Raw genomic sequence first — 14,062 nt, 5'->3', positions numbered from 1 at the left:
GGCCGAAGTTCGGCCCCCTTTTTCTCTGCACAGACTATCTGCCAGTGCCCAACGATGGATCTCCGTCAGCGGCTCTCGCCGATGCGGGAATTCGCACAGCCTCGGGAACCGCCCAGCGATCACCTTGAACCTCACCGCGCATTTGTTCTTTGATGACACGCTCTGTAATCTCAGCTCCCACCGCCGCCATGGCCGGAAAGTTATCCAGGCCATTGTTGGGAAAGTGTCGTCGGGTGCGATGAATAAAAAACTGTTCGGCAAAGCGGCGGTCAAAGGCGGCCTCCACGCCTTCGCGACCCAACATAAACCCCAACAAACCGCCCCAGGTGGCCGCCGGGTTGTCGGCATCCCATCCCACCAGCATGGCGATTTTAATGGTTTCTTTAATATCGCCCTCCCCGTAAAACAAGCTGATCAGACTCGCGGCAAAGTTAATACCCGCGGCAAAACAACCATTGCAATAGAGGTTACGCGTGGTCACATCGTAGCCGTCGGCCTGCTCGACCTGGTAGCGTAGATAAACCGCATCGCGCGTCTGCTCCCAGGGAATGCCCTGGCGGTATTGGCGGTACACAAAGTCATACATGGCCGCCGGATACTGCCCGTCCGGCAAAAGCTCGCGGGCTTTTCCCGCCATCCACTCAATAACAGGCGCATCGACCTCGCCGGGTGCCACCGACCCGGCCAGCGAATAGAGCGTGACGTAAAAAAGCGCAATGTCGACGGCTTCAGCGTCGGCCGTCGTACGAACGGGCAAATCCGCCAGCTGCCTGGCTATATCCGGCCGAGCCGGAGCGTAAAGGCCAAATATCTCGGTGGTCAACTGAGCGTCAATCATATCGTAATGGCTGTTGTTGCCGCGCTGACCGGTTGCCGGCGGCAAGAGACCGCCACGCATCAATTCGTAAGCTCGCTGGTTAGAGACCCAGAGAAAATTTTCATAGTTGCCGTCCGGGTCCTTGCCAAAAGGTGTGGGCTCGTCGGCCGGATAAATATGGGTAAGCCAGCCATCGCGAATCTGTTCGGCACTCAGAAGGCTGCTTTGATGTTTAGCGAGCAGGTACTGGTAGAGGTACTCAATATCGGTGTCATCATCAGCGCCCCAAACCCCACCGGGCTCCTCGAAGACAAAATCAATGGTGCCCGACAAATCACTGGGTACGCCTTGCCCCCAGATGCTGGGCTGATCGGCCTGCTCCCAACTCTCGCGCGTGTAAAAGTCGCCGGTTTGTATTTCGCCAATATTGCCAATTTTATCCATTTCGGTGACCAGTCCGCTCCAGTTGGCGATACACTGACCGAGCCAAAACCCATAGAGGCGATCTTGATACTCTGCTTTGGAAACCGAAAAAGACGCTGGTGTTGCACCCGCCACAGACGCTGCGCCGAGCATCAAACTCAGCGCCATTGCAAAGACACTTTTCATGGGGAACCTCTTTGTTTTTCGCCAGTGTAGCGTCAAAGGGGCGGGCAAACCAGCCGTTGGCATCTCGCTCCAGGTGTCACCCGTTCGCCAGCAATGGCATCGGCCATGTGCAAATACAACGGACTGGTGGCCAAGGCACTATCGCGGAGAAAATAGCTGTGGCCCTTGCGATCAAAACGGCTATTAAAATCATCGCAATCCACCTCATAGACACTGCCCGGCAGGCGGTTGATGTTCTCTGGGCCGGTCATGCCGAGGCGACGCGACCGGGTTTTGTTGCTGACATTGGCCGCCGTTGAGGCCGGCATGGCAAAGTCATCATTGGCAAAGTACATCAGGGTATTTCTCGCCGAGTCAACGGTGTTGCGGCCGCCTTTTCCCTGCTCGAGGATTTCGTTCTCCAGATCGGCCGCCACCAGAAATACATTGCGGAACAACGGCGGCTATTGCCGGCAGCGCGCTTTTACGACCAACCCCTCAATGCATTTTTGAGCACTCGACATCCCATGGAGCGCACCAACAGGTTCACCCGCCACCTCCATCGGCCGCCCCGAAGATACGCACAAAATTTGCGCGGCCTGCAGCGAAGAGCACAAAAAAGCCCACCTGCAGACCTATGCAGGCCTAGAGGCGGGCTCGGCTCATAGTGTCGCCGCGCTACTTCAGCTCAACCACCACCACCGATTTGGCGGGAATACGCAGCTCATCCAGATCGGCTGAAAAGGCTTTCGGCTCCAGAGTAGCGGGAGCGTCAAAAGTATTGCGAGCATCCATGGCCTCCGCGGTGAGAATCTGACCTTCCGCACGCTTGGCCTTCACCCCATCGATATCCAGATCAATATCGGCGCCATTTTTCGGGTCCATGTTTACCAACGCCAGATACAGTTTGCCATCGGTTCCTCGGGCAACAGAGGCAGTCACCGCCGGCACGCGCTTGTCACCGTTTTTGTAATCCGGTGTTTTCAGCTTGAACGGAATGGAGGTCGCGTCCTGGAACACCTTGTACATGCCATAGGTGTGATAGGTGGGCGTCAGCACCATTTTCTCTTTGTCGGTGAGAATCATGGCCTGCAATACATTCACCATTTGCGCGATATTGGTCATGGTGACCCGTTCAGCGTATTTGTGAAAGATATTGAAGTTCACTGCCGCCACAACCGCATCGCGCAGGGTATTTTGCTGGTACAAAAAGCCCGGATCACGCTCGGGCTCCGGGTCGTACCAAGTGCCCCACTCATCCACATAGAACTTAATGTCCCCTTCCGGATCATTTTTTTCCAGTACCTTCAGGTTGGCCTCGATATAGTCATCAATCTTGTACGTCCGGTCCATGGTATTAAACCAGTCCGTTTCGCTGAAATTGATGGCGCGGCCTTTATTGTCCCAATCGCTGTTGGGCAGGGTGTAGTAGTGATAGCTGATGCCATCAATTTTCTGCTCAATGTTTTTACTCAAGACATCGGTCCAGGTGGTGTCTTCACTGTGGCCACCACTGGCGACCAGCTTGGGCATATTGCCCTCAGGCGCCTTTAAGAAAGTAGCGTACTGGCGGTACAGATCCGAGTAGTACTCAGGCCGCATATTGCCGCCACACCCCCAGGCCTCATTGCCAATGCCGAAATAGGCAATCTCAAAAGGCTCTTCGCGGCCGTTCTTGCGACGCTCCTGCGCCAGCGTAGAACCTTTTTCGCCAGTCATGTACTCCAGCCATTCGGCCATTTCCTGCACACTGCCGCTGCCCAGGTTGCCATTGACATAAGCGTCGGCGCCCAGTAGCTCGACAAACTCAAAGAACTCGTGGGTGCCAAAGGTATTAGGCTCTTCCACACCGCCCCAGTGGGTATTGACCTTCACCGGCCGCTCGTCGCGCGGACCTATGCCCTCGCGCCAATGATACTCGTCAGCAAAACAACCGCCGGGCCAGCGCACCAGCGGAACCTCAATATCTCGCAGGGCATTGAGCACGTCGTTGCGAAAGCCGCGGGTGTTGGGAATGTCAGAATCCTCGCCAACCCATACGCCCTCATAGATACCCCGGCCGAGATGCTCGGCAAACTGACCGTAGATGTCTTTGTCGATAACGGGGCCGGTGTTGCCAGCATCAAACGTCAGATCTACCTTGTGATCTTTCGCGAGAACAGGGGCAGCCGCCAGTAGCATACCGGCTGCAATCAGGTGTTTTATCTTCATGGTGGTCTCCTTCAGTTATTATCATTACATCATACAAAAAGCCCGCCGGCGGGGGCGGGCTTTTACACTACTTAATGGGTTTCACGCAGCTGGAATTTCTGGCAGTCATTGTCAAACCAGGGGGCCTGGGAGACATTGGCGCCATCGGCCAAGGCACAACTGTCGACATTGAGCGACAGGCCACTGTGCCTATTGCGCAGTTCCACCGAGCCATCACCCAAAGGCCGCACCAGCCACTGTGCCCAGGGGCTTTCGCAAGCGCCTAATTCGGCATTAGCACCGGGAATTATGGGATTGCCGTCTAGGGTAAGACACTGAGCATTCTCACTCTGCGCGAGCTGCAGGCGGTAAAAGCCCTCTTCTGCGTGGGTAAATTGCCACTGTTGATCGGCCTCACCTCGCCAGGCACGCTGGACCAGATTCTCATCCTGTATCGCGAGCGCCTTACCACTTTGCACACTCATGACGGCGACCTTGCCCTGGGGCGCCAGCCGCCATTGATTGCTCTGTGCCACACTTAATGGGCGACCAGTATGGCGATTGGTAAAGCTCAGCCAACCACTGTCGCCAGTACTCACGTCCCAGCGCTGGGTATCGGTATTGATCCAGGGAGCGGCCATGCCTTTGTCATTGAGAAAAGTACCGGTTGCCACATGGGCCAGCCGATAAGCACCATCGGCCGTTGCATCGAGCACCCAGCTCGCCTGATCGGACTCGCAGGCAGCCACTCGCACTTTGCCTTTGCGGGCCTCCAGGCACTGACCCGCAGGGTTGACCAGTTGCTGTGGCACACCCTGCACAGATACTTTAATGGGGCCGTTCTCGCCCGAGGGCATTTTTACCGCTTCGCCTTCCGGAATCGGCTCCCCGAAATCAGGCAGGCCCTCCGCCGTCCAGGTAAATTTTTGTGCTCGCACGGAACGCGTGGAGCCACAGCCATAGGTCTCTTTTGAGTTGCCGTGATAGACAATCCAGTCTTCTGTGCCATCCGGTGAGGTAAAAAAGCCGTTGTGCCCCGGCCCGTAAACGCCGTTACCCCTTTGGAACACCGGCTCGTTGTACTGCTGCCAATGATCGGGGTTGAGCGGGTCGTCGCCGATGAGCTCTTTCATTCCCAATTTGTAGTCGGGTGTATCGCAGTAACTGGCCGAATAAATCAGAAAGGTGCGCCCCTGATGCTTGAGTATCTCGGCCCCTTCAGTCACTTTACGACCGCTGATTTCCCAGTCGAGCGTCGGGCGGGTCAGTACAACTTTGGGAGAGCCTTCTTTGAGGGTCCAGGGGTTGTCCATTTCAGTGATCAAGTTAAGCTGCTCATCGCCCTGCCACTGGGAATACAGCAAGTAGAGTTTGCCATTGTGCTCAAGATAGGTGCCATCGATGTTCCACTCATCCGGCATAAAGTGGCCCTTGTATTCGTAGGGCCCCATGGGATCATCGCCGGCGCTTTCCAGTACCGATAAATGCTGATGATCTAATGTGCCGTGAACGCCCGAGGTATACATCAAATACCAGCGCCAGCCGTTGGGCCCATTAAGGCGGTGAAATTCAAACGCCCAGAAATTCCAGCTGCGCGCCGGATCAGTATCCGACCAAACGTTGATCGGCGCTGCCTCAGACAGCCCCGCCAGAGTCGGCGACTTGCGCATCACCAACTGAGACGTCCAAGTGGTTGTGGTAAGGTAATAGTTGCCATCCCAGTACTCCAGCCAGGGGTCAGCACCATTGGCAAACAGTGGGTTGGCGAAATAACCATCGGGTAGAGTCGGCGACTGTTTACCACCCTCTGCTGTAGGGTGTTGCGCGCAGGCCACCATAGACAATGCCAGTGCGCCAGCGCCTGTGAGCTGTTTCCAGTTTTTCATAACGTCCTCGGTTTAGAAATTAATGACAAAGCCGCCGCGAGCCCGCACGGACAGCTCCAGTGATGAATCTGCAACCACATCCCGCTGACTGAATGAGCGCTCGCTGTCACCATCGGTGATCAGCTGGCCCTTGGCCGATTGAATAAATGACAGGTCCAAACTCAGCGAAAGCGGTTGATCAGTCCCATTAATACCGGCGATAAACCAATCATCGCCGCGCCGGCGTGCCATTACGGCGTACTCGCCAGGCATGCCAGCAAGTAATCGAGTCTCATCCCAGAGCGTTGGAATATCGCGCAGGTAGGCTTTGACAAACTCGGGAACCTTTGCCATGCCCTCAGCAGTTTCCGCGATATGCTGAATACCGCTGGTAAACAACACAGGCAGAGCCAACTCAAAACCATTGCTGGTGCGGCGTTCGATATTGGGGATGTCGTCAAAGGTCGTGGGGGTAAAGTCCATGGGGTCAAACACATTGCGGGTAAAGGGCAAGATCGCCATATGGCTAGGGGCCCTGTCCGCGGTTTGCTGGGTAAAAGTAATCATTTCAAACCCATTGACCGCCTCCATGGTCATCATATTTGGATAGGTGCGGTGCAAACCGCGCGGCAGCGAGGAACCGTGATAATTCACCATCAATTGATGTGCGGCGGCATCACTGACCAGATCAAGGTAGTACTGCATCACTGATTGACCATCGCCGGGGAAGAAGTCAATCTTTACCCCTTTCACGCCAATGTCCTGCAGGCGAGCAAAGTGCTCCAGACGCAACTGTCGGTCAAACAACTGGCTTTTGGGCGTGTATTCGGTTTCGTTCCAGTCGCCAGATGAGTTGTACCACACCATCAGGCCCACATTTTTCGGTGCGGCATAACGCACCAGCTCGGCGAGCTTTTCCCAGCCGAAATTTTGATCCCAGTTGACGTCAATGAGCACGTAGGGCCAGTGCATACTGGCGGCATAGTCAATAAACTCGCGCGTGGTCTCGACATTGACCGAATCATCTTTCAGCAGAGCCCAGCTCCAGGCCGACAGCCCGGGTTTGACCCAGTCCATTTGCGCTTGGGCAGGTGCGGCCAGGTCTGTCCCCAGAGTCGACTCGGTAATGCTCGCCAGATCCCCCACGGCCACAATGCGCCAGGGCGAGGCAAAGGCATCGCTAGAGTTGGCCATAAGCGCGCCGCCGGTAACGACCTCGGCATCCATCGGCTGGCCAATACGGTATTCTCCCGCGTTTGATTCCTGCGCCAGGCGCGAGGCATTGAAGCGGCCGTCCATCCCCGCCTCGCTAATCAGCACCCAATCTTTGCCGGTATAAAACAGCGATGGAAAAACCCAACCGGCCTCCGTTGGACTCGCCGTGCCCACAGGTATTGCCATCTGGTAATGCTCTTCATAAGACGGATTGGTATTGGCAAATCCGGTTTGCGCCACAGCAACGGGCTGGAGCCAGGCTTGGGCTTGGGCCTCAAAGTCAAAGCCGGTCAGTTCAGTTATCAAACGGCGGCTTTGGCCAGTGTTGTTGGGTATGCGGTACTGAAACGCGAGCCCGTCATCGGAGACGCGGAACGCAATGGCAAGCTGATCACCCTGGGCATTTTTTACGGTATAGACTCGCTCATTAGCGATATATTCTATCTCCCGCTGCTTGCCATGGGCCATGGTGTAGCGGTCGCTTACCGGCCGGGTATCGCTGGCATCAACCAACGTAAGCTCGCGATCGAAGTGGGCATCATCTAACACCAACCCTAGTGGAGAAGCTTCGAGCACTACGCGCCCCTGATGCGATAATGAGTACTCAATACTGCTGTTATCTCCCAGCGAGAGTGTAAGCACCAAATCGCCGTTTGGACTGATAAGCCTTCGGTGCTCAGGCTCACTGCAAGCGCACAGCAACAGGGACAACAAGACTAGGCTTGGAAATTTCATGGACTCTCCTTCATTATTTTATTTGTTAGGTCTTCTTTATTCCTCAAATGACGTCTTTTACGAAAACGCATAACTCATCTGGCTGGTGTATGTCTGCCCAGGCTGCAGAGTGATACCGCCAAAGTTGGGCTGATTGGGGGCATCGGGAAAATGCTGAGGCTCCAGGCAAAAACCCGCGCGCTTGCCGTAGACCCGGCCTTTACCTGCGAGCGAACCATCGAGAAAATTGCCTGAATAGAACTGAACACCGGGCTCGGTGGTGTAGACCTTGAGGCAGCGGCCGGAAACCGGCTCCGAAACCTCGGCCGCCAGCGCATAATCGCCACCGGCGTTCTTGTGCAGTACATAGTTGTGGTCGTAGCCACCGGCCAAACTCAACTGTGGATCAGCCGCATTCACATCGCGGCCGATGGTTTTGGCCTGGGTAAAATCAAACGCTGTGCCGGACACAGGCGCCAACTCGCCGGTGGGAATCAACGCCTGATCGACCGGCGTAAAATGCTCAGCGTGAATCTGTACGATGTGGGCGTCCACATCCCCACTGCCGGCCAGATTAAAATAGCTGTGCTGGGTGAGGTTGACCGGAGTGGCGCGAGTGGTAGTGGCGCGATAGCGCGTAGACAGCTGGTTATCCAGAGTGAGGGTGTAGATGACATCCACGGTCAACTCGCCCGGATAGCCCTCTTCGCCATCGGCACTGATGTAGCGCAGGTGCAGTTCTGCGGTCTCGGCGGTGGTGCGCGCACTCGCCTCCCACAACACCTTATCAAAGCCCTTCAGGCCACCGTGCAAATGGCTGGTGTCGTTTTCGTTTTTGGCAAGTTGATAGGTGTGGCCATCCAGGGTGAACTGGCCTTTTTGCAGTCGATTTCCCACCCGGCCAATCAAGGCGCCAAAATACGGAGAGTGCTCGACATAATCGCTTAATTGATCAAAACCCAGGACTACATCGGCCAACTCACCGTTTCTGTCGGGCACCCACAACTGGGTGATGATACCGCCGTAATTGGTAATACAGGCGCGCATGCCCGACGGGTTTTGCAGAGTAAAAAGCCTCGCCTTGCGCCCATCGGCCAAAGTGCCAAACTCGGTTTCTTCAACTGTAAACATGATGTGTTCCGCTAGTGTGCGCCGGAGCCGAACAGAGCCCCGGCTCTATTGACGTCAGTCGCCGCGCTCTTGTCCAAACACCGGAAAGCCCCGCTCGTCCCACTGCAAGGCGCGGGCCCTGGCATGGCGATTGGGATCGGTAAGCGGCGAGCCTTGCAGCTGCTGGTAGTCTCTGGCGTGGTAGATCAGCACATCCGTCTTGCCATCCTCAGCGACCGTAAAACTGTTGTGACCCGGGCCGAATCGCTGATGCTCAGCATTGGTGTAGAACACGGGCTCGGGTGATTTGTGCCAGCTGGCCGGGTCCATCAAATCCGACTCGGCGTCCGCCCACAGCAACCCCATGGCGTAGTTATGATCCGTGGCGCTGGCTGAATAGGTCATAAAGATACGGCCGTGCTTTTTGATCACGGCCGCACCCTCGTTGACCTTGTAACCGATCACCTCCCAGTCCAGGCTTGGCTCAGTCAGCTTCATCACCGGCTCTTTTATGCTCACCGGTGTATCCAGCTCGGCCTTGTATAGCGCGGAGTTGTATTTCTTCTCACGATCTTTTTGCGCCCACACCAGGTAACGCTTGCCCTTGTGCTCAAAGCTGGTGGCGTCCAGAGAAAAGTCGTCCCACGGGGTGTGCATGCGTACCGGCTCGCTCCACTTGGCACTCAGCGGGTTATCGCCGCGGGCGGTAAGCGCATACATGCGAATCTTAAACGGGGTATCGACAGGGCCACCGGCAAAATAAATCACCCATTGCCCGTCTAGGTAGTGAAGCTCCGGCGCCCAGATGTTGGCCCCAATGATGCTGTCCCGGTCGGGCTGCCAGAGGGTGACTTCCTGCGCTGCAGATAGCTCATTGAGAGTCTTGGCGCGGCGCAGCACCAACCGGTTAAACTCGGGCACCGAGCCGATAAAATAGTAGTAACCATCACTGTGGCGATGGATCCAGGGGTCGGCGCGCTGCTCGACAATAGGATTTTCATAGGCAGGCTCAGCGCTGCACAGCAGAGCCTGTAAGCTCGCCAGGCACAGCAAGAGCGCCATTGATACTTTCAAAGCCATGTGAATCCCTACCCCTGTTGGCCACTATTATTCGGGAGACGGCAAAGCCGCTTGCAATTGAATATTATTATAATACAATAATAGGCACAAGCACGCAGTCTGTCATTTACCCACAGCCCTGCGGGCGAATCATCAAGAAACGTTAAAAAGACCCGAGAGTTTTAGATGATAAAAACGACCCTCTCCACCACTGCCATTCTTTGCGCCCTCATCACTGCTCCGGTGAGCGCTAAACCCGAGATTGACCGTATCGGCCAGCAAGTCAGCATTCATGACCCGGTGATGGCGGAGGAAAACGGCTACTTCTACCTGTTTAGCACTGGCCCCGGCATCACCATTTACCGCTCTAAAGACCGTATTCACTGGGCGTATCAGGGCCGCGCCTTCGACACCGAGCCCACCTGGGCCAAGAGCGTCGCCCCCGGATTTAATGGTCACTTGTGGGCCCCGGATGTAGTGGAAAAAGACGGCAAGTTCCATCTCTACTACTCGGTATCGGCTTTTGGTAAAAACACCTCGGCCATCGGCCTTACGGTTACCGACACTCTCGACCCCAACTCCCCCGACTACGGCTGGAAAGACCAGGGTATCGTTGTCCAGTCCGTCCCAAATCGCGACAACTGGAACGCCATTGACCCGGCAGTCATTGAAGATGAAAACGGCGATGGTTGGATGGCGTTTGGCTCCTTCTGGAGCGGTCACAAAATGTTTAAGCTCAATGACGACTGGTCGGCCCCGGCGCAGCCCCAGCAGTGGCACAGCATCGCCGCCGGCATACGCCCTGACGATGTGCCCGCGGCCGAAGCGGGCCCTGTAGAGTTGGAAGCGCCGTTTATTTTCAAGCACGGCGATTACTACTATCAATTTATTTCTCTTGGCAAGTGTTGCCGCGGCGCAGACAGCACCTACCACCTCGCGGTGGGCCGCAGCGAATCGGTGACCGGCCCTTATCTGGACAAAGAGGGCCGTGATCTGGCCCAGGGCGGCGCCACCGTTATCTTAAAAGGTAACCCTGACTGGCCAGGGCTGGGACACAACAGTGCCTACACGTTTGATGGCAAAGACTATCTGGTCTTCCACGCTTATGAAGCGGCGGACAACGGCTTACAGAAGCTCAAAATACTACCCATCACCTGGCAGGAGGGCTGGCCTCAGGTAGACGCTGCTGGCCTTGCCACCTACCGCAGCGAGCTCGTCGAAAGCATCGAGTAACACCGGCCGATTTACGCAACCTACGATGTTGTCATTTGGGGGGCCTAGCTCCCCTTTTTTTAGCTAAATCAATAGGTTGATTCTCGGCTTTGCCCCGTCAAATTGCCCCGCAAAAATTTCCGTTGTAGATTCACGCCAAATGTGAATAATAGCTCAGTTTTTAAACGGTTGAAGCGCCCGGGGCTCTGCCCATGCCAGGCCCTTCCCCCTCCCCCACCGCTTTTCATGAGGGTTTAGCGTGAATGATACGCTTGCTTGATTGTTCACTTGACTGCCAGCCGGGCTCTTTTACCCGCCCGGCAGTCTCACACTGATTGCTTGCGTCCGTGCGCAGGCGGCCAGTTTTTGCACCCGCTTTCACTCTCAGTATCGTGCCCACGAGGCTCTCACCCAACCACTGTCTGGCAGGTGGCATGGCCGTCAGTTACTGGAGCCGTCGCTCTCAAAGCTGCGGCTGGGGTGCACCGGGAGTAGCCGATGCTCAGCGCCTGCGCTACTTTACATTGAAGACGACTCACTGAACTTAAGAGGTTTTTGCGTGACTTCACCGCGTCCTTTACTCTCCCTGCAAGGTCTGTCGAAGACCTTTGGCTCAAGCAGAGTGCTCAACCAATTCGACATGACCATTTACGATGGGGAATTTTTTACCCTGCTTGGCCCATCGGGCTGCGGCAAAACCACCATCCTGAACATGATTGCCGGACTGGAAACCTCCGACACCGGCAGCATCTTGCTCGATGGTCAGGACATTACCGGCATTCCCGCCGAGCAGCGGCCGGTGAACACGGTATTTCAAAGCTACGCACTGTTTCCGCACATGACGGTGTTCGACAATGTTGCGTTTGGTTTGCGCATGGCCAAGGTAGCGAAAGCCGAGATACCGGCGCGCGTGCGTGAAGCCTTGGAGATGGTCAAACTCAACCACCTGGCTGACCGCAAACCGGCCCAACTCTCGGGCGGCCAGCAACAGCGTGTTGCTATTGCCAGAGCAGTGGTCAACCGGCCCAAGTTATTACTGCTGGATGAGTCCCTCTCGGCGCTTGACTACAAGCTGCGCCAACAAATGCAAATCGAGCTGAAGCGCCTGCAGCGCCAGCTGGGCATTACCTTTATCTATGTGACTCACGATCAGGAAGAGGCTCTGTCCATGAGCGACCGGGTTGTGGTGATGAACAACGGCCGTGTGCAGCAGCTGGGCAGCCCAAGAGAAATTTACGAAAACCCCGCTAACTTATTCGTTGCACGCTTTATTGGTGAGATCAACCAACTGCGCGGCGAAGTGGTCAGTGTAGAGAGCGACCATACCTACGAGGTCAAAGTGGAGGGCCTGCAATGGCAGCTTCAGGCCAATCACAATTTTACGCCCGGCACCAAGGTACACGTCCTGCTACGCCCCGAAGACTTGCGAATCACCTATATTGACGAGGACCATAAAGACCAGTTCCTGACAGGAACAGTGGTCGAGCGCTCCTATAAAGGCAGCACCTTGGATTCTCTGATCCGGCTGGAGTCCGGTATTGAGCTGACCACCAGCGAGTTTTTCAACGAGGACGATCCTTCCTTTGACTACCGCCCCAATCAAAAGGTGGCCGTCAACTGGGTGCCCGGCTGGGAAGTGGTACTGCCAGTGCTGCAGGAAGACGATCAATGAAAGTGAACAGCGGTTATTTTCGCTTTTTCGCCATCGGGCTAGCCAGTGTCTGGCTGGCGTTGTTCGTGTTTTTTCCGAATCTTTTGGTGGTGATTACCAGCTTGCTGACCCGCGACCCATCAGCCACAGTTAGCTTGCCGTTTAATCTCAACAGCTATTGGCGCACTCTGGACGTGCTCTACCTTGACGTGCTCTGGAACTCCATAAAAATGGCCGCGCTTGCCACCATCAGCTGCTTGTTGATCGGTTTTCCCTTTGCGATGGCCATTGTCAGTCTGCCGAAGCGCTGGCAGACCATCGCCCTGTTTTTTATGATTGTGCCTTTCTGGACCAACTCTTTGGTCCGCACTTACGCCATTCAATTTATTCTTGGCAATCAGGGTATTATCAATAAAAGCCTGCTGGCACTCGGCCTGATTGATACGCCATTGCAGCTGCTGTACACCCCGTTTGCCGTCATTCTGGGGCTTTGCTATATCCTCATCCCCTTTATGGTATTGCCGCTCTACTCGGCCCTGGAAAAGCTGGACCCACGGCTGCACTTTGCCGCGCGGGATCTCGGCGCCAGCGCTTTTCACCGGTTTATCAAGATCACCTTGCCCTTAACCTCGCCGGGTATTGTCGCCGGCTGTTTAATGGTGCTGCTGCCGGCCATGGGGATGTTTTACATTTCCGACTTGCTCGGCGGCGCCAAGAATCTGCTGCTTGGCAATGTGATTAAAACCCAGTTTTTAAACACCCGAGACTGGCCCTTCGGCTCCGCCTTCAGCGTGATGCTTATGATGCTGCTGGGCGTTATGCTGTGGCTGTACTACCGCGCCTCACGCTTTACCAACAAACAAGGTGGCATCCATGATTCGAATTTTTAAGTGGGGCTACCTGAGTCTGATACTGGCGCTTATCTATCTGCCCATCGCGGTACTGATCGTCAATTCGTTCAACGCGGCCAAATACGGCAATAAGTGGGGCGGGTTTAGCCTGCAGTGGTATCAAAAGCTTTTTAACAATGACGCACTGATTGAGGCGGCATTAAACTCACTCACTGTGTCGATTGTCGCCGCCAGCGTGGCCACCGTTATTGGCACCCTCGCCGCTGTGGCCTTGCACAGGTATGATTTTAAAGGCAAAGGGTTACTGTCTTCGATGGTGTTCGTCGCCATGCTCACCCCGGAGATCGTCATGGCCATTGCATTACTCATTGTTTTTATTACTCTGGGTATCAGCCTTGGATTTGTGTCTTTGGTGATTGCGCACATCACTTTTTGTTTGCCCTTTGTCATCATCGCCGTGTACTCGCGCATCAAGGACTTTGACATGCGCATGCTCAGCGCCGCCAAGGACCTGGGCGCCAATGAGTTGCGTACTTTCTGGGAAGTGATTCTTCCGCTCATATTGCCTGCGGTACTGTCCGGCTGGCTATTAAGTTTTACACTCTCTTTAGACGACGTTATCGTCAGCGCCTTTGTCACCGGGCCGAGCTACGAAATACTGCCTCTAAAAGTGTACTCCATGGTAAAGGTTGGGGTCTCTCCCGAAGTCAATGCCATATCAACGCTGCTGCTCGGAATCTCTTTGGTTCTGGTGGTGGTTTCTCAACTCCTTATTAAAAAGGATCACTAG

Annotated in this window: 11 protein-coding genes; 4 read left to right on the top strand and 7 right to left on the bottom strand. The window is 55.3% G+C overall.

Going from position 1 to position 14,062, the window contains the following annotated elements:
* Nucleotides 1-34: 34 nt before the first annotated feature.
* The 7 genes from QWI16_RS03185 to QWI16_RS03155 all read right to left on the bottom strand — a co-directional run bounded on the left by QWI16_RS03185 (nt 35) and on the right by QWI16_RS03155 (nt 9,579).
* On the bottom strand, nt 35-1,426 hold the full coding sequence (locus tag QWI16_RS03185) for an ADP-ribosylglycohydrolase family protein (RefSeq protein WP_302711285.1): 1,392 nt from the start codon (nt 1,424-1,426) through the stop codon (nt 35-37).
* A gap of 32 nt (nt 1,427-1,458) precedes the next feature.
* Nucleotides 1,459-1,863 (bottom strand): hypothetical protein, encoded by a 405-nt coding sequence (locus QWI16_RS03180; protein WP_302711284.1) that lies wholly within the window; start codon nt 1,861-1,863, stop codon nt 1,459-1,461.
* A gap of 220 nt (nt 1,864-2,083) precedes the next feature.
* On the bottom strand, nt 2,084-3,616 hold the full coding sequence (locus QWI16_RS03175) for an alpha-N-arabinofuranosidase (protein WP_302711283.1): 1,533 nt from the start codon (nt 3,614-3,616) through the stop codon (nt 2,084-2,086).
* 71 nt (nt 3,617-3,687) lie between these two features.
* Nucleotides 3,688-5,481, bottom strand: a complete 1,794-nt coding sequence (locus QWI16_RS03170; protein WP_302711282.1) for a family 43 glycosylhydrolase — start codon at nt 5,479-5,481, stop codon at nt 3,688-3,690.
* Nucleotides 5,482-5,493: 12 nt separating this feature from the next.
* Nucleotides 5,494-7,410 carry a glycoside hydrolase family 97 protein gene (locus QWI16_RS03165; protein WP_302711281.1) on the bottom strand — a complete coding sequence of 639 codons (1,917 nt, stop codon included), beginning with the start codon at nt 7,408-7,410 and terminating at the stop codon, nt 5,494-5,496.
* Nucleotides 7,411-7,467: 57 nt separating this feature from the next.
* Nucleotides 7,468-8,520, bottom strand: a complete 1,053-nt coding sequence (locus tag QWI16_RS03160) for an aldose epimerase family protein (protein WP_302711280.1) — start codon at nt 8,518-8,520, stop codon at nt 7,468-7,470.
* A 54-nt stretch (nt 8,521-8,574) separates the two neighbouring features.
* Nucleotides 8,575-9,579, bottom strand: coding sequence for a glycoside hydrolase family 43 protein (locus QWI16_RS03155; RefSeq protein WP_302711279.1), 1,005 nt, complete (start codon nt 9,577-9,579; stop codon nt 8,575-8,577).
* A 165-nt stretch (nt 9,580-9,744) separates the two neighbouring features.
* On the opposite strand from QWI16_RS03155, the gene QWI16_RS03150 reads away from it, so the two are divergent.
* The 4 genes from QWI16_RS03150 (at nt 9,745) to potC (ending at nt 14,062) form a co-directional block, all read left to right on the top strand.
* The gene (locus QWI16_RS03150; protein WP_302711278.1) at nt 9,745-10,791 is read left to right on the top strand and encodes an arabinan endo-1,5-alpha-L-arabinosidase; all 1,047 of its coding nucleotides are present in this window, start codon (nt 9,745-9,747) and stop codon (nt 10,789-10,791) included.
* 538 nt (nt 10,792-11,329) lie between these two features.
* Nucleotides 11,330-12,442 (top strand): spermidine/putrescine ABC transporter ATP-binding protein PotA, encoded by a 1,113-nt coding sequence (gene potA, locus QWI16_RS03145; RefSeq protein WP_302711277.1) that lies wholly within the window; start codon nt 11,330-11,332, stop codon nt 12,440-12,442.
* Nucleotides 12,439-13,311: a spermidine/putrescine ABC transporter permease PotB gene (gene potB, locus QWI16_RS03140; protein ID WP_302711276.1), complete on the top strand. Its 873-nt coding sequence runs from the start codon at nt 12,439-12,441 to the stop codon at nt 13,309-13,311. The genes potA and potB overlap by 4 nt, the downstream gene beginning before the upstream one ends.
* On the top strand, nt 13,295-14,062 hold the full coding sequence (potC, locus tag QWI16_RS03135; protein ID WP_302711275.1) for a spermidine/putrescine ABC transporter permease PotC: 768 nt from the start codon (nt 13,295-13,297) through the stop codon (nt 14,060-14,062). Before potB ends, potC begins: the two co-directional genes overlap by 17 nt.

Origin of the sequence: Gilvimarinus algae, from assembly GCF_030518215.1 — a bacterium.
Taxonomy (GTDB): domain Bacteria; phylum Pseudomonadota; class Gammaproteobacteria; order Pseudomonadales; family Cellvibrionaceae; genus Gilvimarinus; species Gilvimarinus algae.
The sequence above is the reverse complement of the archived record's forward strand: the minus strand, read 5'-3'. Positions and strand labels throughout refer to the sequence as shown.

Coding starts and splice junctions, on each gene's coding strand:
- QWI16_RS03185 (WP_302711285.1), bottom strand. CDS start 1,426: ATGAAAAGTGTCTTTGCAATGGCGCTGAGTTTGATGCTCGGCGCAGCG.
- potB (WP_302711276.1), top strand. CDS start 12,439: ATGAAAGTGAACAGCGGTTATTTTCGCTTTTTCGCCATCGGGCTAGCC.
- QWI16_RS03150 (WP_302711278.1), top strand. CDS start 9,745: ATGATAAAAACGACCCTCTCCACCACTGCCATTCTTTGCGCCCTCATC.
- QWI16_RS03155 (WP_302711279.1), bottom strand. CDS start 9,579: ATGGCTTTGAAAGTATCAATGGCGCTCTTGCTGTGCCTGGCGAGCTTA.
- QWI16_RS03165 (WP_302711281.1), bottom strand. CDS start 7,410: ATGAAATTTCCAAGCCTAGTCTTGTTGTCCCTGTTGCTGTGCGCTTGC.
- potC (WP_302711275.1), top strand. CDS start 13,295: ATGATTCGAATTTTTAAGTGGGGCTACCTGAGTCTGATACTGGCGCTT.
- QWI16_RS03160 (WP_302711280.1), bottom strand. CDS start 8,520: ATGTTTACAGTTGAAGAAACCGAGTTTGGCACTTTGGCCGATGGGCGC.
- QWI16_RS03175 (WP_302711283.1), bottom strand. CDS start 3,616: ATGAAGATAAAACACCTGATTGCAGCCGGTATGCTACTGGCGGCTGCC.
- QWI16_RS03170 (WP_302711282.1), bottom strand. CDS start 5,481: ATGAAAAACTGGAAACAGCTCACAGGCGCTGGCGCACTGGCATTGTCT.